Origin of the sequence: Macrococcoides goetzii (genome assembly GCF_002742385.2) — a bacterium.
In the GTDB taxonomy this organism is placed as follows: Bacteria; Bacillota; Bacilli; order Staphylococcales; family Staphylococcaceae; genus Macrococcoides; species Macrococcoides goetzii.
Map to the genome: position 1 here is coordinate 647,652 of NZ_MJBI02000001.1, position 25,248 is coordinate 672,899.

The following is a 25,248-nucleotide window of genomic DNA, read 5'->3' on the forward strand; positions in this document are numbered from 1 at the left end:
CATTATTCTACAAAAGTACTAATTGCATGTTTATAAATAAGGTTTTCTTTTTCTCCAACTTTAAGTAAAATTACATATTTGTCAAAGTCTAATACTGTACCTTTCATTTGAAAGCCATTTGTTAAGAAAACAGTCAGTTCTGTTCCGCTTGTCTTGTACTTGTCTAAAAATGCATCCTGCAGATTACCTGAATTTGTCATAATAATTCCCCTCTATATTAGTCATTATTTGATCACCCATTTCCTGAATGGATAAATCACTACTGTCAAACCATTCAATCGACATTTGATTGTTAAACCATGTCAACTGACGCTTTGCGAAATTCCTAGAATTTTGCTGCAAACTTTCTACCGCTTGATTCAATGAAACTTCTCCATCTATATAAGGAATTATCTCTTTATACCCTATTGCAGTCATGCTTTGTTTATCTCTATAGCCACTGTCTATTAAGTTACTCACTTCTTGTACCAATCCCTGGTCAATCATAAGTAATACACGATGGTTGATTCGATTATATAATGTAGGACGCGGCATATTAAGTCCTATAATAACTGTATCATATTTTTCGTTGATTGTCTGACTTTTTTTTTGCGACGTAATAGATTTTTTGTGCATCTCAAAATAAATAATCGCTCTAATGACACGCTGTTTATTATTTGGATGGATAACAGATGCCGCTTCAGCATCTATTTCTTTCAGTATTTGATAGAGTTCGTCTTGATTCATTTGATTATATTTTTCCTGCAATTGCATCTTTACAAGCTGATCTTCTTCAACAAATTCATATTGATACAATAAACTTTGAATATATAAACCAGTACCTCCAACAACCATAGGTATTTTTCCGCGTGCATAGATATCTTCAATAATTGTCTCAGCTTGTACTTTAAATTGTGCAGCTGAATAGGGTTCATCTGGCTCTAAAATATCAATTAAATGATGTGGAATGCCGTCCATTTCTTCTTCGGTAATCTTTGCACTGCCGATATCCATGCCGCGATAAACTTGTATGGCATCACCACTAATAATTTCACCGTCAATGCGTTTCGCAATTTCTATACTTAAAGCTGTTTTGCCAACTGCAGTTGGCCCTACAATTACAATTAAAGGTATTTTATTCATTTCGGTTTAACCACTTTCCAATATTATTTAATACTTCTTGTTGATTTTTTTCAAACAATACTTCATGTCTTGCATTTTCATAGAGCTGAACATATACATGATGAATGCCACACTTATTAAATAACTTCCCTGTTTTATCTACACCTTTTCCGAAATTTGAGAAAGGGTCCTCCTGGCCAGCTACCAGAAGAATCTTAAGATTTTTATTCATGCATTTAACATTCTTCTTACTGCTTGTAAACTTTAATGATTCATTAATTGAATTTAAAGCACCTATCGACATATTAAATCCTGCATCAGGATCTGAGACAAAAGCATCGACATTATCCTCATTCAAACTGATCCAGTCACTCTCTGTTCGTAATGGTCTGAACTTACGATTAAAATCGTTCAGAGTCAATTTATTGACGAAATCTAGCTTTTTATTAGCGGGAAGCAACTTTAATAGTGGTTTAAGCAATAGCGCAGCTGCCTCAAATTTCTTATTATAGAAACTAGTACCTGACAATATTAGTCTATCGAATAAACCCGGATAATAAATAACATATTTTCTAGCGACGATACTTCCCATAGAATGTCCGAACAAAATAAATTCTCCTTTAAAATCAAATGTTTCAAAAATTTCAATTGCATCTTCAATTAATGTATCGATTGATGGAAAATGACCTTTTTCAGAAGGACTGATATGCTTTCCATGTCCTCTGTGATCATGAATCAAAACATCGTAACCCATACTACAAAAATATTGACAAACTGCATCATAACGATCCATGTGCTCAGCCATGCCATGAAGCATCTGAATGACACCCTTACTTTTTTCTGGTCTATATAATTTAAATGCAATACGTGTGTTATCCTTTAACGTAATAAACTTATTCGTAATTTCCATCATTCTTCACCTCATCTATATTATAACGAAAGTATTTATTTTCGTCATAATCTTATCCTCAAATTAAATATAGTAAAACCATCCAAATAAAATTATTTGGATGGTTTTATTCACAATGGTTATTCGTCTTTATTTATTCTACAGAAACTTGAACTGAAGGAGATTTTGCTTCATGAATCTTTTGTTCAAGCTCACGTGTGTAATCTTCTCGTTGTCCGTTGTCATAATTGAGCAAATTAGCCATCGTATCTATAACCGCTTCCTTATGCTGTTCAACTTTATGAATATCAAAATAGAGGTCACCTGTTCTACGTGTCAAGAAGTCTGTTGGTTTAACGACCATTTCTTCCTGTATTGAATACACAAGTTGTGCGTAATAAACTAATGGCAATCCGTTCACTTCAGCAGTATGTTTGGTATGTGCAATGTTAAATAATTTCTCTACATTTGAACCATACTTTTTAATCAAAAATCTTTGTTCCTCTTCCGGAAGATAACTGTAGAGTTCAGGTTTCAGTGACTTTTCAATAAAGTGCTCGAAATTAGCACTGCCTCCTACATCTCCACCAGAAATTGTTGTATGCTTAGTGTTGCTTTCTTTAAAGTTAAGCTTATATTCTTCTTTTAAACGTTTTGCAACTAAATCAACGATTTCCTGAGCCATATGACGATATCCTGTTAATTTACCACCGGCAATCGTCAGAAGGCCAGATTTACCTTCCCAAATTTCATCCTTACGTGAAATTTCAGATGGATCTTTACCTTTTTCTAAGATTAAAGGACGAATACCAGCCCAAGTTGATTCAATATCTTCGTCTTTAACTTTTACAGTCGGGAACATATAGTTGATTGCATCAATGATATAATCTCGATCTTCCTGTGTTACTTTTGGACTTGTTTTATCATTATTGTAGAATGTATCTGTAGTTCCTACATACGTTTTGCCATCACGAGGAATCGCAAAGATCATACGTTTGTCACTTTCAGTATCAAAGTAGACTGCCTGTTTCAGCGGAAACACACTTTCGTCAAAAACAAGATGAATCCCTTTTGTCAGACGGAGCTGCTTATTATTTTTTGAATAATCTTTACCACGCACTTCATCAACCCATGGTCCTGATGCATTAACGACTTTACGCCCTTGAATTTTAAACTTCGTATTCGAAATCGTATCAATAGCTTCGATGCCACTTACTTTCTTTTTCTTATCATAAGTGAATCCAGTCGCTTTCGTATAGTTTAAAATATCAGCGCCAAATTCTGCAGCACGTTTCATCACTTCAATCGTCATACGTGCATCATCTGTTTTATATTCAACATAGTATCCGCCACCTTTAAGATCTTTTTCTTTTACTAGTGGCTCTTTAGCTAATGTTTCTTCTGCAGATAGCATTGTTCTTCTTTCCGATTTCTTTACATCTGCTAAATAATCATAAACTTTTAATGCAAGAGACGTTGTTGTCGGTCCAAATGTACCGCCTTTATGCATCGGTAAGAGCATCCATTCTGGTGTCGTTACATGTGGACCATTCTCATAAACAATCGCTCTTTCTTTCCCCGTCTCACTTACAACCCCAATTTGTAACTGTTTTAAGTAACGCAATCCACCATGAACAAGTTTAGTTGAACGTGAAGAAGTTCCGCTCGCAAAGTCCTGCATTTCAACGAGTGCGACTTTCATACCACGCTGTGCTGCATCAAATGCGATACCCGCACCTGTGATACCACCACCAATCACTACGATATCGTAATATTCTTCTTTCATTTTGTTCAAGGTTTGATTTCTATTCAGACTTGAAAGCTGCATTATTATTCCTCCATTAAATCTTATTTTTTAAATACTTGTGTCGCTTTAACTGCTGTCTGCCAGCCTTTATATAAATCTTCTCTCGTTTGTTCATCCATTTTAGGATCAAACTGCTTTTCCAGATTCCAGCGATCGCGAATTTCTTCTTTTGATTCCCAGTATCCAACTGCAAGACCAGCGAGATATGCTGCACCAAGCGCTGTTGTCTCGTTTATTTCTGGGCGCTCTACAGGAACATCTAAAATGTCTGACTGGAACTGCATTAAGAAATCATTTTTTACAGCACCACCATCAACTCTTAATGTTTTAACTTCAATCTTTGAATCTTTTTCCATCGCATCTAATACATCACGTGTCTGATATGCAAGAGATTCGAGTGTTGCACGAATAAAATGTTCTTTTTGTGTACCACGCGTTAAACCGAATACAGCTCCTCGGGCTTCAGAATCCCAGTACGGTGTACCAAGTCCGACAAATGCCGGCACAACATAAACGCCATCTGCATCTGTAACTTGAGTTGCATAGTCTTCACTTTGTGGCGCGCTTTGAATCATGCGCATACCATCGCGTAACCATTGAAGTGCACTCCCTGCAACAAAGATAGAACCTTCAAGCGCATAATTTACTTTACCGTCAATACCATAAGCTAAAGTTGTCAATAATCCATTTTCACTCTTTACTGCTTTTTCGCCTGTATTCATTAACATGAAACAACCTGTACCATACGTATTTTTAGCTTCTCCTGACTCAAAGCATGCTTGTCCGAACAATGCTGCCTGCTGGTCACCAGCGATACCTGCAATCGGAATTTGATGTCCGAAGAAATGATGATTTGCAGTTTTACCATACACTTCACTTGATGGACGAACTTCTGGTAGCATCGAAGCGGGTACTGTTAAATATTCAAGTAGCTGTTCATCCCATTTCAATTCATGAATATTGTACATTAATGTACGACTTGCATTTGAATAGTCGGTCACATGTACTTTACACCCTGAAAGTTTCCATACGAGCCACGAATCAATCGTACCGAATAATAAATCACCATTTTCAGCTTTGTCACGAGCACCTTCAACATTATCCAGAATCCATTTAACCTTCGTTCCAGAAAAATAAGGATCGAGCAGAAGACCTGTCTTTTCTCTGAATTCATCTTCTAATCCTTTATCTTTAAGATCATTACAGATTTCCTGTGTCTGACGTGACTGCCAAACGATTGCATTATAAATCGGACGCTCAGTAGTTTTATCCCAGACAACCGTTGTTTCACGTTGATTTGTAATCCCAATACCAGCAATCTGATCAGGTCTGATATTCGATTCTGTAAGCACAGACGCAAAACATGACAATACAGTCGACCATATTTCATTAGCATCGTGTTCCACCCAGCCTGCTTTCGGAAAATGCTGCGTAAATTCTCTTTGCGATACCCCTTTAATCTCACCGTCTTTATTAAAAAGTATTACACGGGTACTCGTTGTCCCTTGATCAATTGATAAAATATATTTTTCCATCGTCATCACCCTTTTGTTTTATAATAAGTCTGTTTTTTCATTCTTTAATACTGCTTTATTCAAGAATACACCAAGCACCAATGTAGCGACAATTAATGCGATTGATATACCAAATAACATATATTGATCTTCTTTAAATAAAACATGGAATAATGTTGCTCCAAAGACACCTCCGACCATCGGCCCAACCATTGGAACGACTGCATATTTCCAGTTGGAAGTCCCTTTACCTGGTATCGGCAGAATCGTATGAGCGATACGTGGACCCCAGTCACGTGCCGGATTAATTGCATATCCCGTTGTTCCACCTAAACTTACTCCGATGGCTATAATCAATAACCCTACTACAAGAGGGTTCAAGCCTTCAGAAAATTTATTTCCGCCAATGAATAATAGTGCCATAACCAATATAGAAGTTCCTATGATTTCTGATACAAAGTTAGAAACATAGTTAGGATAAGCCGGTCCTGTAGCAAATACACCAAGTTTAGTACCTGCATCTTCTTCTTCTTTAAAGTGCGGCATAAATTGGAACCATACTAGTGTCGCTCCAAGTACCCCTCCAATCATCTGCCCCGCAAAATATGGAAGGACTTGATTCCACGGAAGGCTGCCATCAACTGCCATTCCTATTGTAACTGCTGGATTTAAATGCGCACCAGTAATTGATCCGACTGCATACACACCCATAACCACAGCAAGACCCCAACCTACTGCGATAACAATCCAGTCACTGCCTTTTGCGTACGTCCCCTTTAAATTAACGTTCGCATTTACACCACAACCAAATAAGATTAAGATTGCAGTCCCGATTAATTCTCCCACAAAAGCATTCATAGACCCACTCCTCATTGTTTAGTTAAGTTAAAAAAAGACAAAGAGACCCCTAATACTTTATATTAGAGGTCTCTTCTACTCGTCCCAGTTATTAACTTAACATTATCATATCTAATTATGTAAACGGTGTCAATTATTTTATTTCACAATTTTTCCAAAGTTCTTTACTGCTAGTCGTCACATATGTTGCACCTGCAGATAATGCCTTCTCTACGTCCTCTGGATGTTCAATAAGGCCCCCGGCTATAATTTTTTTGCCGGTTACTTTGTGAATATTTTCTATCGCTTTAAAAAGCAGACCAGGCAGAACTTCAACAAAATCAGGATCAGCACTTTGTATGAGTTCATAACTTTTTTTCAGTGCATTTGAGTCTATAATAAACGTTCTGAGAATCGTTTTAACACCAAGCTGGTTTGCTCTTTTTATAATTTTGGGTTTTGTGGATACAATGCCTTCAACTTTATACTTCTGGATAATATACTCTGCGGCATATTCGTCAGTTGACATACCCTTAATCAAATCAATATGAATAAATGCTGACTTTTGATGTTGATTTAGAAATTGAATATAGTGACTGACATGACCAATATGCACATCTAATATGACACAGGTGGAATACTGAGTCGTCACAAATTTTTCAAGATCTTTCATAGAACGGATTGCCGGTAAAATCATTACATCACCCTCTTAAATAGTTTCTCAAGTTCATACGTTGTAAACTGAATGGTAATCGGACGTCCATGTGGACATGTAAAAGGTTCGTTCGTTTGTGCTAGCTCATTTATTAATCGCATCATATCATCTTTCTTTAAATAATGATTTGCTTTTATCGATTTCTTACAGCTCATCATAATCGCTGTCTCTTCTCTAAATTTATTTAAATCCACATGCTGATGTTCAAATAAGTATTCAATTAAATCTTCAATCGTTGATTTTGCGTCTTCAGGAAACCAGACAGGCACTTCATTAACGACATAATCTCGTCCACCAAAGTGTTCAAGCGTAACACCGATTTCTGATAATTTTTCCTGAAGCATTGAAAACTTCATTGCTTCATCTTGTGTTAATTGTATATTAACCGGAAATAATAAAGACTGTAATTCGTGACTCACTTCACCGATTTTATTTTTAAAGTATTCATATTTAATGCGTTCCTGGGCGGCATGCTGATCAATCATAAACATCCCTGACTCATTTTGACAGACAATATAAGTGCCATGTACTTGTCCAACAACCTCTAGATACGGAAGTTTTCGGGTTTGAATGTGCGCTGCTTCTTGCTGTGGTGAATCTTCAGTCATCTTTACAATTTCTGGTTCGAAGGTAACAGCGTCTCTATTAACATCTTGTTTCGTCTCTAATAGTTGGTCATGTTCAAGTTTTTTTTCACCAGAACTATCGTCTATATCACTTTCATTAGTCGATGCTTTAAAGGTGTCATTACTATGTACATAATCTTTATTATTTTGTACAACTTCTGAAGCTTTGTCAAAAGCGTTAGACTTTTCAATACTAAAGCCACGATTGACATTAAAATCGAAACTTTGATTTTCCTTCACAACTTGCTCAGAATTACGATGATCATATTCAAACTTTTGTTGTTCAAATTGTTCGAGTACTTTTTTCTTTGTCGTAACTTTCGGTATTAGATTTTGTCCAAGGAGCTTCTCTTTGATTAACTGTTCAATTAATTGCATTAATTGCGGTTCTTTTGACAATCTAACTTCCTGCTTTGTTGGATGTACATTCACATCAACAAGACTCGGATCCATAGAAATGTGTATACTTACAATCGGGTATCTGCCGATTGGTAATAACGTATGATAGCCATTGATAATTGCTTTTGAAAGCATAAAGTTTTTAATATAACGACCATTGATAAATATCGACATATAGTGACGATTGCTTCTTGTATGTTCTGGTTTAGCAATATAGCCATTCACTATATAATCTCCTGTTTCACCATTTATTTCTACAATATCTTTTGCAATCTTCATTCCATATATTACGGCCATTGCTTCATTTAATTTACCATTGCCAGTGGATTGAACAACGACTTTTTCATCGCTTATTAAAGTAAACTGTATTTCCGGAAAACTCATTATAAATCGATTTATAATGTCCGTTATTTTACCAAGCTCTGTCTGCAAACTTTTTACGTATTTCAGCCGAGCAGGTGTATTATAAAATAAATCTTCAACAATCATTTCAGTTCCTATACGTGCTGCATGTAGATTACGACTGACAATTTGACTATTTTCCACTTTAATTTGATGTCCTACTTTACCGTCTTTACACGTATTAACTGTCACTCGACTTACTGAAGCAATTGATGCTAACGCTTCTCCTCTAAATCCTAACGTGCGAATATGAAATAAATCATGATCATCTGATATCTTACTTGTAGCATGTCTTAAAAACATCAACTCCAGATCTTCTTCATCAATACCTGAACCATTGTCAGTTATTTTTATTTTTTTTAAACCTGCTTCTTCTACTGCAACAGTTATCTTTGTGGCACGAGCATCTATTGCATTCTCCACCAATTCTTTAACAACAGACTGTGGACGTTCAATCACTTCTCCAGCTGCGATTTTATTACTTAATGAGGCATCTAATGTTTTTATGATTCCCATTTATTCACCTACTTTATTTGAGACTTCAATTGTTGTAACTTGAGCAATGCTTCAATTGGTGTCATAGATTCTATCGTTAAATTTTTTAGTTCAGTAATAATTTCATTATTTTCACTTTCTCCGAAAAGATCAAACGATGGCTGTAACACATGCTCTTGCTCTTTTATGATCTCATTTTTATTACCATCATCTATATTTTGCGCAATATTTTCATGACGTTCTTCATTTTCATCATTTCTCTTTACAAAATTTAAATCTTTTATACTGTAATTTTCAAATGTTTCTAACAAATGTCCTGCGCGATTAATAATCTCTTCAGGTAAATTTGCTAGTTTTGCTACATGTATACCATAACTGTTTTCTACTGCACCTGGCATAATTTTATGCAGAAAGATGAGTTCACCATTATATTCTTTTGCTGCAACGTGTATATTGTTTAAACCATCAAGCGATTCATCTAATCCGACAAGTTCATGATAGTGTGTTGAGAAAAGTGTCTTAGCACCGATATGATTATGAACATATTCTATCATGGATTGAGCAAGTGATAACCCGTCATATGTAGACGTGCCACGACCAATTTCATCAAAGATAATTAAACTATTTTCAGTTGCATTAACTAAAGCATTTTTCGCTTCTAACATTTCCACCATAAATGTACTTTGACCACTGACTAAATCATCTGCAGCTCCAATACGCGTGAATATTTGATCGAATATCGGTAATTCTGCACGACTTGCAGGTACAAACGATCCCATCTGCGCCATAATACTTATCAATGCAATTTGGCGCATGTAGGTCGATTTACCGCTCATATTCGGTCCTGTGATTAAGTAGATAAAGCCATTATCATCTAACAAACAATCATTTGGTACATATTGATCACGTTCCATCACTTGCTCAACTACAGGGTGTCTCGCATCTTTAATATCGAGCACTCGTCGTTTTGAAATTACTGGTTCAGAATAATTATTATTCGTCGCAACTTCACTAAAATTTTGCAAACAGTCAAGTTCAGCAATGCGTTTTGCTTGACGTTTTAAATTCGGAATATAAGCTTTCACCTGTTCTCGTAATTCGATAAATGCTTCGTATTCCAGGTCTATTGCTTTTTCTTCAGCGCCCAAAATCAATGCTTCTTTTTCTTTCAGTTCCTCTGTAATAAAACGTTCTGCATTACTTAAAGTTTGCTTACGATCATATCCGTACTTTGCAATATCAATATTTACTAAGTTCGCCTTTGAAATTTCAATATAATATCCAAATACTTTGTTAAAGCTTATTTTAAGTGATTTCACACCCGTACGTTCACGTTCTTTTGTCTGAAGTTCTGTAAGCCATGCTTTACCATTTTTCTGGGCATCACGGTATTCATCAAGGGTGGCATTAAAGCCATCTTTAAAGATACCACCTTCTTTTATCGTGACTGGTGGTTCATCGACAATACTATCTTCCAGCATCTGATACAACGGTGCTAAACTTTGTATTCCGTCAAGTCCGCTAATGATATGTTGAAACGGTTGTAATAATTCATTAATTCTCGGTAATTGCTCCAATGAATATTTTAACTGTATCAAATCTTTTGCATTAACATTACCAAACTGAACTCTTCCTGCTAAACGTTCAATATCATATACATGCGTTAAAGCTTCTCGTAAATTATGTCTTAGTATAAATTCATCATTAAATAAACGAACAACTGATAATCGCGCTTCAATTTGTTCCTTATTTACTAATGGACGTTCAATCCAGTCTTTTAATCTGCGATTCCCCATCGGTGTCCTACATTGATTATATATGGATAGAAGTGTACCTTTTTTTGTTTTTAAACGGATGCTTTCTGTAAGTTCTAGGTTGCGCTTTGCATACATATCCAGCCTCATATGACCCAGCGCTTCATATGCAATTGGTTTATCGATATGGTTCAATGCTTTCATCTGTGTATCTTTTATATAACTTAGCAATAAATTAACTGCTGGTTGCAATTCATCATCTAGTTCATTCACTAAATCAAATGTGTCATCTGACTCATACAAAGATACTACATTTGTCATCAGACGAATTTGCTTCTCCAATGTTTGTGGCAGTTCAAAGCTTACAATAATTTCTTTCGGTGAAATACTGCTTAATTCATTCAGCATTGTTGTTTCATTACACTGGGTTACTTTTAATTCACCTGTTGAAACATCACTATAAGCGATTATATAATCATATTCACTCTTATATAGACAAGCAAGATAATTACTTTCGTTTTCACTAATCATATCATCCATCACTGTACCGGGCGTAATTATTTGAACGACTTCACGCTTGACCATCCCTTTAGTCAGCTTAGGATCTTCCATTTGTTCAGCGATCGCTACTTTATAACCTTTTTCAATCAATCGTTCAATGTAATTTTTTGCTGAATGATGCGGTACACCGCACATCGGAATTGCATTTTTCTTATCTCGGCGCGTTAAAGTAATTTCCAGTTCTTTCGCTGCCAGAATCGCATCGTCATAGAACATCTCATAGAAATCACCAAGTCGAAAGAACAGAATCGTATCTTTATAAAGTTCTTTCATCTGTAAATATTGCGCCATCATTGGTGTTGGTTTGGACATCATTAACCATTCCTTTTATTTAATAAATTTCTTTTATTTAGTAATACTAATAATATATACGCAATGATACTGCCGATTAAGCTACTCAATAAGAAAGCATAAAATATCGGCATAAATCCTTTCATATCGATTTGCATCATCCACATTAATGGTATTGTACAAACACTACCAATCAAACCTGTACCAATCCATTCTCCTATTGATGCGACTTCAATTCTCTTGAATTTGCGATACAACAATGCAGCGAGGAACACACCGATCATACTACCTGGAAATGCAAATAATGAACCTGTACCAAAAAGATTTCTAAGGACTGAACTAATAAAAGCTTGTGCTAAACCGTACCACGGTCCAACAAATACTGCACATAATACATTGATAAAATGTTGCATTGGAAAAGCTTTTATTGGTCCTACTGGAATATAGATCATTTGACTTAAAACAACATTCATCGCAATAAAAATACTCGTTAATGTTAATTTTTTAGTATCGTTTCTCATATATCCTCCTATTTAATAAAATAATGCCGATTCAAATGAACCGACATTATTTATATTGTATATAATTAACTACATTTACCCGGTGTGCTATTCGCTGCAGCCGCACCTGTTTCACCAGATAATAAATCGCCACCCGTTGAAACAATGATTTCATCCGTCACAGTTTGACTAATTGCATGAGATACCATTTGAAGTAATGCATTCACTTCACCTTGTGCCTCTTTAAATTGATCTACAATCGGCATTTCATCAAGTTCAGCTTCAACATTCGCAATCTTCTCTTCTACCATACCTAATGCTTTTTCTTTACCATAATTCTGGAAGTTAACCGCTTGTTTTTGTAAAGATTTTAATGATGCCATTTTTTCACGTACGTTTTGATTTTCATGAATTTGCGCCTCAGCACGTTTAAAGAAATCAACCGCTTCTGTTTCTGCCATCATCTTACCTAATTCTTTTGCTTTTGCTAATATTTCATCATTTGTATACATTAATTTTCCACCCCAACTGGTTCTAATATCTCTACTAATTCTCCGTTTAATGAATATCGCATCGTTTCAGTAATTCTGACTTTAACTAATTTACCAATCGCTTCACTTGGTCCAGGGAAGTTCACTAACTTACTTTTATCTGTGTATCCAGCAAGAATAGCTTCATTCTTCTTAGAAGGACCTTCGCATAAGACAACAACTTCCTGATCCTGATATTGCTTTAATGCACTTTCCGTATGGTGTTCAACAACTTTATTTAAGCGTCTTAAACGATCTTTCTTATCTTCAATTGACACGTTATCTTTCATTTTTGCAGCTGGCGTACCTTCACGTGGTGAATATAGATAAGTATATGCATGTTCAAATCCAACGCGTTCATATAGATCTATTGTATCTAAAAACTGTTCTTCAGTCTCATTCGGATAACCGACAATAATATCAGTTGTTAATGCAACATCAGGAATAGCAGTTTTAATTTTATCAACTAACGCTAAATAACTTTCGCGTGTATATTTTCGACCCATAATTTTCAACACATCATTATTACCACTTTGAACTGGTAAATGGATATGTGGGACGATATTGCCACCTTGAGCTAATACTTCAATAAGACGATCATCAAAGTCCCACGGATGACTCGTCATAAACCTTACACGTGGAATATCAATCTTCTGAATATCAGCCATTAAATCACCTAAACCGTAATTTAATCCTTCAATATCTTTTCCATAAGCATTAACATTCTGTCCAAGTAAACAAATCTCTTTATAACCACGACGTGCTAAATCTCTTACTTCCGCAATAATCTCTTCCGGAAGACGGCTACGTTCTTTACCACGTGTAAACGGTACGATACAGTACGTACAGAATTTATCACAACCGTACATAATATTTACCCATGCTTTCGTTTCACCCATACGTACCTTAGGAAGGTTCTCAATAACATCCCCTTCTTTAGACCATACTTCAACAACCATCGCTTTAGACATATACGCTTCATCTAAAATTGCAGGTAAGCGGTGAATATTATGCGTACCGAAGATCATATCTACATTTTGATATGACTTCATTATTTTATTGACAACTGATTCTTCCTGAGACATACATCCACAAACACCAATTAAGACTTCAGGCTTGGCAAGTTTGATATGTTTTAAGTTACCGATTTCACCAAATACTTTGTTCTCAGCATTTTCACGAATCGCACACGTGTTCAATAAAATAACATCTGCTTCATTCACATCGTTTGTAGCTGTATATTCTAACGCTTCAAATATACCTGCCATTACTTCTGTATCATGTTCGTTCATTTGACAACCATAGGTACGAATAAAGAATTTACGACCACGTCCTAATCCTTTATATTTCTCATCAATTGTAAATGCATGATGCTCGACAGTTTCTTTACCACGTTTTTTTGCATCCTTCAAACTTGGCGGCTGGTAAACTTTTTCGAAATATTTACTGTATTCTTTCTCTGGTGCGTTCTTACCACGCACTTGAGAAGCATCTAATCTGCTTTCTTCATTCATTTCATAATAACCCCATTTTCTACTTAATCATTCATATAGTATAACTTTTTAAAGTCGCTTTTTCAAAGTATTTTTACTTTACAGTTATTATTTTCATAATGGAAATATATAGCATATAATAAGATGTATCATATATTAAAGGAGTGAACATTTTGGAAAGAGCTGAAGGATGCGTAAAATGTGGAACGAAAGAAACAACGGTTAAGAATGTATCGATGGCAGGTTCTGGATTATCTAAAATATTTGACATTGAACACAATAACTTTGTTGCTATCTCATGTAACAATTGTGGTTATACAGAGTTCTATAAAGATAAGGGTAACAGTACAGCAAATATTATCGATCTTTTCTTCAGTTAAAAAATTCGAGCTTTTTTATTTAGTACATTTATTCATTTTTGCTACTAGAAAAGACACTTCTTAACCGAAGTGTCTTAACGATTTTTATAGATAAATAATGAAATTATGCAAACAATAAATCCAATTACCGTTAAGATATATGGCATTTGATATAAGTAAAAGTGCCAATAGATATTTTCACTCAAATTCAGATGCATATTGAAATCATTCATTACTAATAAGTAATGGAAGCCGAATGCAAATATTAGAAATGCACCACCGATACCTGCAAGTATCACATAAGAAAATGGATTTTTAATACCAAATATTAACATACATCCATTCATGATAAGACTTATACCGTACATTAGCATAATACCGTGAAATTTAAAGAAATCATCATTTATCGCATAATATAAACAGGCAAAGATAAATAACAATATATGCGGCACAATCACCAGTATAAAATTTGAAAAATGTATATCCTTTATAGAAACTGGTAAAGCATCGTACCAAGCAGTTAACTTATATTTTCTCAAATTATCATATTTCTGTGTAAGTATATAAAATATACAGACAACAAGAAATATAAACAATGTATCAGAAAAATTAAAGGTCAAATAATTTTGATCCAACTTAGTTAAAGAATCATTACCAATAAAAATCTTCAGCATTATAGTTAATACAGATAAACTAATAATAATTAAAGGTAAATATCTTAACAATTTAATATCTGTTACTAAAGTCTTTTTCATATTAATCACTCCAAAGCATGTGTTTTGAGCGTGCGTGTTTTCTTAAATATCTATTTATCCAGAAAACGAATAAAGTTAATAACGCTAAAATAATAAAAGGTAACCATGTAAAGTTAAATACATCTTGATTTATCATGCCTCTATCATATAAATTTTGAACAGGCATATATCCGACTAGAAAGAAAATCAATGTACTCATATTTAAAATAAACATAAATTTTTCATTAAATCTTGTATTTAAATATTTTTGTGAAATGATTAATACTGATGAGAATATTGAGATACTAATCATATATAACAAAGGAATCATCATAAAAATCCGATCAGTTCCGACAAGAAAAAATGACCATAATATATATGCCCCAATATTTGAGAATATTACTATAAACAAATCTCTACGAATCCAATCTTCTATATTCTTAGGTAATACATATAGAAATTCAGATATTTTATACTTATTTATTACAAGTTGAAATCCAGTATAGTAAGTTATCCAATATACAAAAGTTATCGTTAAAGTAAATTGAGCAAAACCGTCGCTTGGCACAAAAAAATTAAGAATAATAAGACCAATTGTTATGAGTGTAAATGCTATTAAAATTGTATTATGAAATCGAAGCAAATTATTCGCAAATTTTAATTCTTTTAACATATTTAATCTCCTTTCTCCCATTCTCTAGCAACTTATCTCCCATCATGCCAGATTAAATTTTTATCTCTTGAATACTTCTTCTTTGGTGAATAAGTGAAATAAATCAAAACTAATTATAAAAATAAAAAGTATGATATAAATCCAGTTATAACGATTAAAGAGCAGAGACAACTTCAACTGATTGATCATGATGCATGCGCTCCCTTTTCTTAAAGTACATAAGCTCATCGATATTTACTTTTCGAATTGATACTTCATTACCAAATAATTCTTCCATTGCCTGAGCTTCTTTAGTTAATGCTGTAAAGCTATCTTCAAAATATTCTGTTCCGATCAATAATCCATTAATCTCATCATCTAAAATATATGCTGGTCCTCTTACAATTTTATAATCATCTAATATCACATCTTTTTCATCCATCATTAGTAGTTTTCCTTTTTCAATATATGCAATATAATCTGCAATCGATTCAAGGTCAGACGTGATATGCGTCGAAAATAATATCGTCATTTCTTCATCGAGCATTAAATCCTGAAATATCTTTAATAATTCCACCCTAAACGTTGGATCAAGATTTGATGTTGGTTCATCTAAGATAAGCAACTTAGCATGATGACTGAGTGCAGTTGCTAAACTGAGTTTCACCTTCATCCCCTGTGATAAATGTTTAATCTTTGTTTTAACAGGTACTTCGAAGCGGTCTAAATAGTTATAGTATGCATTGCTGTCCCAATGCTCAAAATACATCTTCATAATCGTTTCCAGTTTCTTTGCATTCATCCACTCAGGAAAGTGATTTTCACTGAATACAATACCTATTTCTGAAAGTATCCCTGCTCTATCTTCATAATAAGTTTGATCAAATATCTTTATTTCTCCACTATCTGGTGTAGTAAGATTTAATAGTTGATAGATAAGCGTCGTTTTCCCTGCTCCGTTTTCACCAATAAGCCCTGTAATGTAGCCCTTGGGTATATGAAGACTTGGTATATCTAGTACAAATTTATTCTGTTTAAACTTTAAATTAGAAATTTCGATTACATGCTTTGTCATGTTTATTCCTCCCATAAGTCCTTTGATAAATCTATAAAATCTGTTTTTTCGAAGTTTAGTTGTTTTGCAAGTTGTATTGCACTAATGATCATTTTTTCTAGTTCTTTATTGGATTGTTCTTCGATCATTGCGATATTTCCTTCTGAGACAAATGTTCCTTTACCAGGTATTGTATATAGATAGCCTAAATCTTCTAAATCTTTATACGCTCTCTTCGTCGTAATAACACTAATGCCCAACATCTTTGCAAGTGCACGCATAGACATTAGAGGCTCACCTTCTTTTAATTCCTTTGACATAATCAGCCGAATTATTTCAGATTTTAATTGTTCATAAATTGGTAAATCGCTTTTTGGATCAAAATGAATATTCAATATATCACCTTCTTTACCGTTATACTGTATATATACAATATACACAGTATATACGATTTTGTAAAGTGATTAAGTGCGCAAATTTAAATTATTTTATTATTTTTATTGTTTTTATTAGGTATATTATGTATATTACAAACTATTTTTATATAGAAAAAGAACCGACAAACAATGGTTTATCGGTTCTAAATTTCACATTTTATTTTATTCCAGCAGTTCAAGGTCATCATCTGAATTCAGCATGTCATAGTACACACCACGTGATGCGATTAAATCACCTTGATTGCCCGCTTCTATGACTTCCCCTTGATTTAATACCACAATCTTATCTGCTTTTTTCACTGTATTTAATCGATGCGCTATAATAATACTTGTTCTACCTTGCATTAATTTTTCAATCGCTTCCTGTAACTTCATCTCAGTTACAGTATCAATATTACTTGTTGCTTCATCGAGCAATAATATTTTAGGATTTAATACGAGTGCACGAGAAATATTGATCAGTTGCTTTTCACCTTGTGAAAGATGTGTTGATTCAAAAGTAATTTCTGTATCAAATCCATGTTCAAGTCTCATAATAAAGTCATATGCATTCGCATCTTTAGCAGCCTGAATCATCACTTCATCACTAATGTCCTGATTTTTATATTTAATATTTTCTCTTATCGTCCCGTCAAAGATAAATGGGTCTTGCAATACATATGCCATCTGGTTCCGAAGGGTTGATTTTGGTATATCTTTAATATCGATGTCATCAATCTTTATAATACCACCTTGTATTTCATAAAATCTGGCAAGCAGTTGAATGATCGTTGTTTTTCCAGCACCTGTTGCTCCGACAAGCGCTAAAGATTCACCAGTTTTTACTTCAAATGATACGTTATTAATTGTTGGTTTCGTCTGTTCTTCATTATATTTGAATACTACATTTTCTAGTTTTATATCGCCTTTTATTTCAAGGTTACGATTCGCATTATCTACATCTTTTTCTTCTTCAGTATCGATAATCTCAAATACACGTTCAGCACCACTTAATGCACTTAACACTGTATTAAACTGGTTTGCTAAATCATTTAATGGTCGCGTAAATTGACGTGCATATTCTGCAAATATAACGATTGTTCCAACTGTTATACCGTATCCTTTTAACGCTAATATACCACCGATACCGGCAACTATTGCAAATGAGATATTATTAAATAAGTTCATCACTTTCGGAATGAAACCAGAATACGTCACAGACCAGAAACTATTGTCACGCACGTTGCTATTCTTTTCACTAAATCCACTAATGACTTCTTGTTCCTGTGAAAATACTTTTACGACAACTTGTCCAGAAATAATTTCTTCAATATAACCATTCATTTCACCAATTGCTTTTTGTCTGCGTTTATAAAGTGGTCCAGTTCTTCTTGTAATCCACTGCATCGCAATAAACATCAGCGGAATAATAATCATCGTCAGTAATGTAAGTAATGGTGACAACATCAGCATCACGATGATCGTTCCAACGATTGTGATAACAGATGATGTAAACTGTATAAATGATGAATTTAATACTTGTGATATTGTATCAATATCATTTGTCATACGACTCATCAGTTCACCATGCTGACGTTTATCGAAGAAAGGTATCGGTAACTTCTGCATATGTGAAAATAATTGCATTCTTAGTTTATATACAGTATCCTGCGCGATTGTCACCATGATAATTGCTGCAATATATGATGTTACAGATAATAATATAAATATGATTAGTAAAATCCATAAATCCTGTGTCAGACCATCAAACTTTTTTGGAATGATTTTATGATCAATAATCTTACCAATCATATATGGTCCAAGCAATCCTAATAAGGATGAAATAATCACACACATAATTACGATAAATAGTTTAAAATGTGTATCATCCATCAACTGCCATATTCTTTTCATTGAATATTGCCAGTTCTTCGCATTTGGTATTGCGTTCCCACGTTGATCAGTTTTTTGCTTTTTCTTCTTTAAATCTTCTTTCGTTAATATAAATTCATGTCCCAGAATTGATTTAGGCACCTACCTCACCTCTTTCCTGAGAATCATTAATTTGTTGATACAGCTCCGATGTCTTCAGTAATGTTGCATGGTCTCCGAAGCCGACTACTTTACCTTGATCAAGCAGTAAAATATGATCAGCTGTTTTTGCGGTTTCAATTTTTTGACTTACGATAATACGCGTCATCGGTAGTTGCTGTAAAGTATTAAATAGTTTTGATTCTGTATGTATATCTAATGCTGAAGTCGAATCATCTAATATTAAAATATTCGGCTCACGAATTATTGCACGCGCTATTGCGATACGTTGCTTTTGGCCACCAGATAAATTAACACCTTCCTGGCCTACACGTGTTTTATACTGCTGATCAAAATCCATAATATTATCGTGAATTTGTGCAATTTCAGTCGCTCTCATCACTTCACTTTCGCTAGCCAGTTGATTGCCAAATATAATATTGTCGAATACTGTACCTGTAAACAGTGTATTCTTCTGAGGAACATAGCCAATCATTTCTCTTAAATAGCTTTCCTGATATTCTTTTATATCTTTTCCATCAATGAGTATCTGACCTTTTGTTGGTTCATACATTCTAGGGATTAAACTTAACATTGCAGATTTACCAGACCCTGTCGCCCCCATAACGACAAACTTTTCTCCGGCATTCACTTTAAAATTAATATTCTCCAGCACATTTCGATGTGATAAAGGATATTTAAAGTCTACATCTATAAACTCAACACTTACTCCACCTGCATGAGGCTGAATATTAGTTTCTGAAAGATCTTCATCAACAGGTGTTTCAAGGACTTCAGTCATACGATCACTACTTGCTTTTGCACGTGAGAAAGCAATGATAATGAAAGCAAACATTGAAAATCCGCCTTGCATACGCAATGCATAATTGATTACAGCGACTAATGCACCAACATTTAGCGCATTTTGTGTAACATCTTTTGCGCCCATATAAATCACTATTAAAAGTGCAATATTCATAACAATCAATAAGAACGGTAAAATGCGTTCCATCAATTTAAGTGCTTTAACTGTGTCATTCTTTAGTAGTGTTGAAGTGCTTTCAAATTTTGAAGTTTCGTATGCTCCACTTAAATTTGCACGAATCATCCGTACTGATGATAGATTCTGTTGAATGGTACGATTGACACCGTCCAGCTCTTTTTGAACACGTTTAAAGAGTTTCATGCCACTTCTTGCTGATATGTATAAAAAGATAAAGATAATCGGACTTCCTATAAGTAAGTATACCGCTAAATGCGGTGCAACCATAAAACTCATAATAATACTACCGATGACGAGCAATGGTGCACGCAACATAATTCTTAAACTCATAAATAACACCATTTCACATGCGATAACATCACTTGTAAGACGAGTAATTATACTCGATGTACTAAATCGCTCAAGTGTTGCTAAAGAAAACTTTTGAATATGCTGAAACAAAGCTTCTCTTAAATCATATGAAAACCCGTGACAGACATGACTCGCAACAAATGAATTAATGATACCACAGATAAATGCTGCAATACTCAATACAAGTAAAAGACCTAAATAAAAGAAAGTTTGATTCAAATCATTCTTTAATATCCCTTCATTGATAATCTGGGATAAGATGACAGGCAAACTTAACTCAACAGCCAGTTCCAGTAACATCAGGATTAAAGCAAAGATGATATAACCTGAATATGGCTTCGTAAACTTTAATATCATATTCCCACCCTCTTTCTTATTCATATTATGCCATTAAATAAATTATTTAAAAATAAATATACTTACTCTTTTGCAAGTAAGATAGACTAGCGTATAATAGATTAGAAAAACAAATGAATTGGAGCTAAAAAAATGTCACTACTCACTCAATTAATGGATTTTATATTACATATCGACGAACATCTCGTTAATATCGTAAAAGAATACGGCACACTTACATATGCAATATTATTTGGAATCGTATTCGTAGAAACAGGTTTAGTCATCATGCCTTTCTTACCAGGTGATTCTATGTTATTTGCAGCAGGAGCATTAGCACCACAAGGCGCATTAAATATCTGGTTTTTATTTATATTATTAACTCTGGCTGCGATTATTGGCGATACTCTAAACTATCATATCGGTAAATGGGTAGGATACGGTATCGTGAATCATCCAAAAATCGGCAGATTAATTAAACAGGATCACATGTTAAAAGCAGAAAACTTCTTTAATACGTATGGCGGAAAGACGATCGTAATTGCAAGGTTTATGCCATTTATCAGAACTTTTATCCCATTCGTAGCCGGAGCAAGTTCTATGAAATACAGTTACTTTATTCTATATAACATAATCGGTGCTGTTGCATGGGTAGGTATATGTTTAGCAGGTGGTTACTTCTTCGGTAATATTCCAGTTGTAAAGAATAATTTTGAAATCGTTCTTATATTAATTATATTAGTATCTGTTTTACCTGCTGTATTCAGCGTTATTAAGAACTTACGAAACAAATAAGGAGTTAAGTGAATGAGGCAATTACTTTTATTTTTATGCAGTTTAGTCGTTATTCTCGCTTCTTGCGAAAATAATCAAAAAGAAGAAAATAAAACTGTTAATACAACACAGAAACAAGATATTAAATCTTTACCACCAGTTAAAAGTATTAAAGATTTCCCATTAAATTTTAAAGTGCGCTCACTTTCACAAAAGCAAACTGGAAATGAAACTCAGTCTATCATAAAGTATCGATTTACAGAACAGATGGCAAAGTATCTATCAAAAGAGAAACCTTCTTTAAGTTATAGATTAGAACTTCCGAAATCCCTTTATACCGTTATCGGTACGAATACTAATGATCAGCCATTTATCATACCTACGAATAAAAATGGTAAGATTAATACGAACGGCACTATAACTTTTAGTTTTAATGCACAGACACAACCTGATTTAACCAAACAATATATAAGAAACGATGCAATCAAACTGCATGTCTTAAATGCAAATCAACGTGAATTCTTTACCATTGCAGATCTCGGTTCAAACACAGAAAAATATCTTGTTAGTAAGTAATTAAAGAAATAAATTATATATACAAAAAGGAGAGACAATCGTCTCTCCTTTTTGCTTTGTTACGTATTTATCTTAATTGATCGAACAATTTTAATTTCAATCCTTGTTTTTCCGTTTCGTTCTGAATTGCTTGCGTATCATAAATTTGAGTAATCGTAGCAGGTTTACCGTTGAGTACGATAATACGGTCAGACATTGAAATCGCTTCTTCAATGCTATGTGTAATCATAAGAACAGTCTTACCTGTTTCTTTAATCAATCCCTTAAGCCACTGCTGCATATCCACACGCGTAATTTCATCTAATGCAGAAAATGGTTCATCGAGTAACAATACGTGATGATTTGTATTTAATGCACGTAAGAAAGACACGCGCTGTTTCATACCTCCAGATAAGCTTGATGGATAATGATCTTTAATGCCAGTAAAACCCGCACGCTCTAATAATGATAAACTTTGATCTTGGCTATTTTGTTTACCAATTTCAGTAGCAAGTTTAATATTATCTTCCACAGTGCGCCATGGCATTAATGAACTCGTCTGAGGCATAAATGAAACATGTCCGGTTGTCATCACTTTCTTATCGTTAATATAGACTACTCCAGATGTTTGTTTTAACAGTCCACCTATAATATTAATAAGCGTTGACTTTCCAGATCCACTTGGACCCAGAATTGCAATAATTTCATTCTGCTGTACTGTAAGATTGATATCAGTTAATACTTGTTTATCTCCATATTGATGTGAAACATTTTGTATTGTTATTAAGTTATTCATGATTCCACCTCAATACGAATCGTTTTATCGCTTCTATTACAATATATATTATTAATGCGAATATAATGATCCAGACAATCGCAACGAAAACCTGATCGACTTGAAATGCACGTTGTGCAAGTATCATAAATTTACCTAAACCTTTGTCACTTCCTAGCCATTCAGAAATAATCGCACCCATTACAGAATATGTGCCAGCAATCTTCAAACCATTAAAGAAAAACGGCATACTGTTTGGCCATTCTAATTTTGTAAATAACTCCATGCGTGAGGCACCCATCATTTGCATATATTTCTTTAAATCTTTATCCGTCTCGTGAAATCCTTCCAGCAAACTCACTGTTATGGGAAAGAAACAGATTAAAGTAATCACGATGAGTTTCGGTAATAGACCAAATCCAAACCATATAACAAGTAACGGTGCGATAACAATAACAGGGATATTCTGACTCATAATGAGTAATGGATATATATAATCATTTAATACTGGTATTAAGTTAAGTATGACCGCAAATAATACACCACAAATAATTGAACAAAATAAACCTAATAACACAAGTTGTATCGTAGGTAACAGATGTGGAAAGTATTCAGGAAAATCTACTACAAATGACTTTGCAATAGCACTTGGCGCAGGTAATGTAAAGGGATCGACTTTTAACAACCATACAAGCCCTTCCCATACAAGCAACAAGCAAATCATAAACAATGAGAATTTTATTGCTTTAATCATCGATATTTCGCGACCAATGCATCCATCGATACTGATTCTGCATGATAGAATTTCACCTGCGAAATAATTGATTCACAGCCTAATGCACGCATACGATGGTTCATTTGTTCAATTAATGGCAACAGTTCATGCATATCACCTTCAATACTTGTCTCAAGTGGTGATACGACAAATTTAAGTCCTGATTGTTCAATCACTTCAATCGCAGCATCGACATATGGTATTACATCCTGACCTTCGGGTGTTTTTGGGATGATTTGAATGCTCATTATTGTATTCGCCATTATTTACCCTCCACAAATTCATTTGTAAATGCATCTTTTGCTACAAAATCATTTTTAATAATTTTATTATCTTTTAAATACTTCGCATAATTGGCCCATACTTTCTCATCCTGAATCCCCCAAGATTTTGCATCATCTTGATATTTCGGTGATAAATAGCTTTGAGATTTATAGACTAAATCTTTTTGTTTCTTTAATTCCGGTGCTGATTTAATTAAAATATCCGCACTTTCTTTTTCGTGTTTAATCGCATATTCATATCCTTCTTTTACGGCTGCCATAAACGCTTTAGCTGTATCCGGATTTGATTTTAAATATTTTTCATTGGCAATAATGATAGGTGTATAATAATCTAGATTTTTATCGTAATCCGTTAAGTATTGCATGTTTACGTCAATATTTCTTGTTTCTGCTTCAATACCGGTCCACCCATAGTATACCCATGAGAAATCAATATTTTTCTTAGAAGCCGAGAAGAAGTCAGTATTCCCCATATTGACAATCTTTGTTTTATTGATATCAGCATTTTCTTTTTTCATTAATGTTTCAATAAAAGCCTTCTCAATTGGTGCACCCCAGCCACCGTACGTTTTACCTTCATAATCTTTTGGAGATTTAATATTCTTATCTTTTAAACTCATAAAACCACTTGTGTTATGCTGAATGATTGCACCGATTGATTTAATAGGTACACCTTCAGAACGAGATTGCGTCACCTGCTCTTGCGCACTAATACCAAATTGAACATCTTTCTTATTTGCAGCGATCATCTGATCAGCAGTAACATCACCAGGTGTTTTAATGTCAACATCCAAACCATGTTTCTTAAAGAAGCCTTTTTCTTTTGCCACATAAATACCCGTATGGTTCGTATTTGGTGTCCAGTCTAACATCATCGTAACTTTTTCAGTTTTATTACTATCTGTTTTACTTGTTGATTGATTCGTATCCTTATTTTCTTCGCTACCACAACCAGCTAATAATACTGCACAACTCATACCTACTAATATACTTTTTTTCATCTTATTTTCCTCCAAATAAAAAAACACAACCTACATGTAAAGTTGTGTCAAAAAGCGACACTTCCCTACGCTAGTTTTATCTAGATCAGGTGAATAAGGGTTTAGGACCAATGTCCATTCTCAGAATGACTCCCCTAGTGTTTTTAGTTATTTTATTTTCCTTTACAAGTATACCAAAGAAATACCTAGTATCAAATGTTAAAGACTTAATTGGTGCTCTGCTGAACAGAAATA

The 25,248-nt window shown here is 34.1% G+C and carries 25 protein-coding genes and 1 riboswitch; of the genes, 3 read left to right on the plus strand and 22 right to left on the minus strand.

The window, feature by feature from the left end:
• Positions 1–2: 2 nt before the first annotated feature.
• From hfq to miaB, 12 genes are all read right to left on the minus strand, one after another.
• Entirely contained in the window at positions 3–200 is a 198-nt protein-coding gene (gene hfq / locus BFS35_RS03450) for an RNA chaperone Hfq (protein WP_099577820.1), read from the minus strand.
• Positions 184–1,122, minus strand: a complete 939-nt coding sequence (gene miaA / locus BFS35_RS03455) for a tRNA (adenosine(37)-N6)-dimethylallyltransferase MiaA (RefSeq protein WP_099577818.1) — start codon at positions 1,120–1,122, stop codon at positions 184–186. The genes hfq and miaA overlap by 17 nt, the downstream gene beginning before the upstream one ends.
• Positions 1,115–2,014: an alpha/beta fold hydrolase gene (locus tag BFS35_RS03460; protein WP_099577816.1), complete on the minus strand. Its 900-nt coding sequence runs from the start codon at positions 2,012–2,014 to the stop codon at positions 1,115–1,117. The genes miaA and BFS35_RS03460 overlap by 8 nt, the downstream gene beginning before the upstream one ends.
• 130 nt (positions 2,015–2,144) lie before the next feature.
• A complete protein-coding gene (locus BFS35_RS03465) occupies positions 2,145–3,818 on the minus strand; it encodes a glycerol-3-phosphate dehydrogenase/oxidase (protein WP_099577814.1) in 1,674 nt (557 codons plus the stop codon).
• A 20-nt stretch (positions 3,819–3,838) separates the two neighbouring features.
• Entirely contained in the window at positions 3,839–5,332 is a 1,494-nt protein-coding gene (glpK, locus tag BFS35_RS03470) for a glycerol kinase GlpK (protein WP_099577812.1), read from the minus strand.
• Between the two features lie 18 nt (positions 5,333–5,350).
• Positions 5,351–6,169, minus strand: a complete 819-nt coding sequence (locus tag BFS35_RS03475) for an MIP/aquaporin family protein (protein WP_099577810.1) — start codon at positions 6,167–6,169, stop codon at positions 5,351–5,353.
• Between the two features lie 133 nt (positions 6,170–6,302).
• Positions 6,303–6,845, minus strand: a complete 543-nt coding sequence (locus BFS35_RS03480; RefSeq protein WP_099577808.1) for a glycerol-3-phosphate responsive antiterminator — start codon at positions 6,843–6,845, stop codon at positions 6,303–6,305.
• The gene (mutL, locus tag BFS35_RS03485; RefSeq protein ID WP_099577806.1) at positions 6,845–8,806 is read right to left on the minus strand and encodes a DNA mismatch repair endonuclease MutL; all 1,962 of its coding nucleotides are present in this window, start codon (positions 8,804–8,806) and stop codon (positions 6,845–6,847) included. The genes BFS35_RS03480 and mutL overlap by 1 nt, the downstream gene beginning before the upstream one ends.
• Before the next feature lie 8 nt (positions 8,807–8,814).
• Positions 8,815–11,412: a DNA mismatch repair protein MutS gene (gene mutS, locus BFS35_RS03490; protein ID WP_099577804.1), complete on the minus strand. Its 2,598-nt coding sequence runs from the start codon at positions 11,410–11,412 to the stop codon at positions 8,815–8,817.
• Positions 11,413–11,414: 2 nt separating this feature from the next.
• The gene (thiW, locus tag BFS35_RS03495; protein WP_099577802.1) at positions 11,415–11,912 is read right to left on the minus strand and encodes an energy coupling factor transporter S component ThiW; all 498 of its coding nucleotides are present in this window, start codon (positions 11,910–11,912) and stop codon (positions 11,415–11,417) included.
• Between the two features lie 65 nt (positions 11,913–11,977).
• Positions 11,978–12,403, minus strand: a complete 426-nt coding sequence (locus BFS35_RS03500; protein ID WP_099577800.1) for a YlbF/YmcA family competence regulator — start codon at positions 12,401–12,403, stop codon at positions 11,978–11,980.
• On the minus strand, positions 12,403–13,935 hold the full coding sequence (miaB, locus tag BFS35_RS03505; RefSeq protein ID WP_099577799.1) for a tRNA (N6-isopentenyl adenosine(37)-C2)-methylthiotransferase MiaB: 1,533 nt from the start codon (positions 13,933–13,935) through the stop codon (positions 12,403–12,405). Before miaB ends, BFS35_RS03500 begins: the two co-directional genes overlap by 1 nt.
• A 152-nt stretch (positions 13,936–14,087) precedes the next feature.
• Between miaB and BFS35_RS03510 the strand changes: the two genes are divergently transcribed.
• Positions 14,088–14,294 (plus strand): zinc ribbon domain-containing protein, encoded by a 207-nt coding sequence (locus BFS35_RS03510; RefSeq protein WP_099577797.1) that lies wholly within the window; start codon positions 14,088–14,090, stop codon positions 14,292–14,294.
• Between the two features lie 74 nt (positions 14,295–14,368).
• Here the strand turns inward: BFS35_RS03510 and BFS35_RS03515 are convergent, their stop codons facing one another.
• The 6 genes from BFS35_RS03515 to BFS35_RS03540 form a co-directional block, all read right to left on the minus strand.
• Positions 14,369–15,028 (minus strand): hypothetical protein, encoded by a 660-nt coding sequence (locus BFS35_RS03515; RefSeq protein WP_099577795.1) that lies wholly within the window; start codon positions 15,026–15,028, stop codon positions 14,369–14,371.
• A 1-nt stretch (position 15,029) separates the two neighbouring features.
• Positions 15,030–15,680 carry a hypothetical protein gene (locus tag BFS35_RS03520; RefSeq protein WP_099577793.1) on the minus strand — a complete coding sequence of 217 codons (651 nt, stop codon included), beginning with the start codon at positions 15,678–15,680 and terminating at the stop codon, positions 15,030–15,032.
• A 154-nt stretch (positions 15,681–15,834) separates the two neighbouring features.
• A complete protein-coding gene (locus BFS35_RS03525; protein ID WP_158554246.1) occupies positions 15,835–16,734 on the minus strand; it encodes an ABC transporter ATP-binding protein in 900 nt (299 codons plus the stop codon).
• A gap of 2 nt (positions 16,735–16,736) precedes the next feature.
• A complete protein-coding gene (locus tag BFS35_RS03530; RefSeq protein ID WP_240628348.1) occupies positions 16,737–17,108 on the minus strand; it encodes a GntR family transcriptional regulator in 372 nt (123 codons plus the stop codon).
• A 204-nt stretch (positions 17,109–17,312) separates the two neighbouring features.
• On the minus strand, positions 17,313–19,163 hold the full coding sequence (locus BFS35_RS03535; protein ID WP_099577789.1) for an ABC transporter ATP-binding protein: 1,851 nt from the start codon (positions 19,161–19,163) through the stop codon (positions 17,313–17,315).
• The gene (locus BFS35_RS03540; protein WP_099577787.1) at positions 19,156–20,871 is read right to left on the minus strand and encodes an ABC transporter ATP-binding protein; all 1,716 of its coding nucleotides are present in this window, start codon (positions 20,869–20,871) and stop codon (positions 19,156–19,158) included. Before BFS35_RS03540 ends, BFS35_RS03535 begins: the two co-directional genes overlap by 8 nt.
• A 132-nt stretch (positions 20,872–21,003) precedes the next feature.
• Between BFS35_RS03540 and BFS35_RS03545 the strand changes: the two genes are divergently transcribed.
• Both BFS35_RS03545 and BFS35_RS03550 read left to right on the plus strand, forming a co-directional pair.
• Positions 21,004–21,645, plus strand: coding sequence for a VTT domain-containing protein (locus tag BFS35_RS03545; RefSeq protein ID WP_099577785.1), 642 nt, complete (start codon positions 21,004–21,006; stop codon positions 21,643–21,645).
• Between the two features lie 12 nt (positions 21,646–21,657).
• Positions 21,658–22,200 (plus strand): hypothetical protein, encoded by a 543-nt coding sequence (locus tag BFS35_RS03550; RefSeq protein ID WP_099577784.1) that lies wholly within the window; start codon positions 21,658–21,660, stop codon positions 22,198–22,200.
• Positions 22,201–22,267: 67 nt separating this feature from the next.
• Here BFS35_RS03550 and BFS35_RS03555 read toward each other — a convergent pair whose 3' ends face one another.
• The 4 genes from BFS35_RS03555 to BFS35_RS03570 all read right to left on the minus strand — a co-directional run bounded on the left by BFS35_RS03555 (position 22,268) and on the right by BFS35_RS03570 (position 25,014).
• The gene (locus BFS35_RS03555; protein ID WP_099577782.1) at positions 22,268–22,975 is read right to left on the minus strand and encodes an ABC transporter ATP-binding protein; all 708 of its coding nucleotides are present in this window, start codon (positions 22,973–22,975) and stop codon (positions 22,268–22,270) included.
• Positions 22,968–23,639: an ABC transporter permease gene (locus tag BFS35_RS03560; protein ID WP_240628350.1), complete on the minus strand. Its 672-nt coding sequence runs from the start codon at positions 23,637–23,639 to the stop codon at positions 22,968–22,970. The genes BFS35_RS03555 and BFS35_RS03560 overlap by 8 nt, the downstream gene beginning before the upstream one ends.
• Before the next feature lie 65 nt (positions 23,640–23,704).
• Positions 23,705–23,992 (minus strand): thiamine-binding protein, encoded by a 288-nt coding sequence (locus BFS35_RS03565; RefSeq protein ID WP_099577779.1) that lies wholly within the window; start codon positions 23,990–23,992, stop codon positions 23,705–23,707.
• Entirely contained in the window at positions 23,992–25,014 is a 1,023-nt protein-coding gene (locus tag BFS35_RS03570) for an ABC transporter substrate-binding protein (protein WP_099577777.1), read from the minus strand. Before BFS35_RS03570 ends, BFS35_RS03565 begins: the two co-directional genes overlap by 1 nt.
• A 45-nt stretch (positions 25,015–25,059) precedes the next feature.
• Positions 25,060–25,160: riboswitch (TPP riboswitch) on the minus strand.
• Between the last annotated feature and the right edge of the window lie 88 nt (positions 25,161–25,248).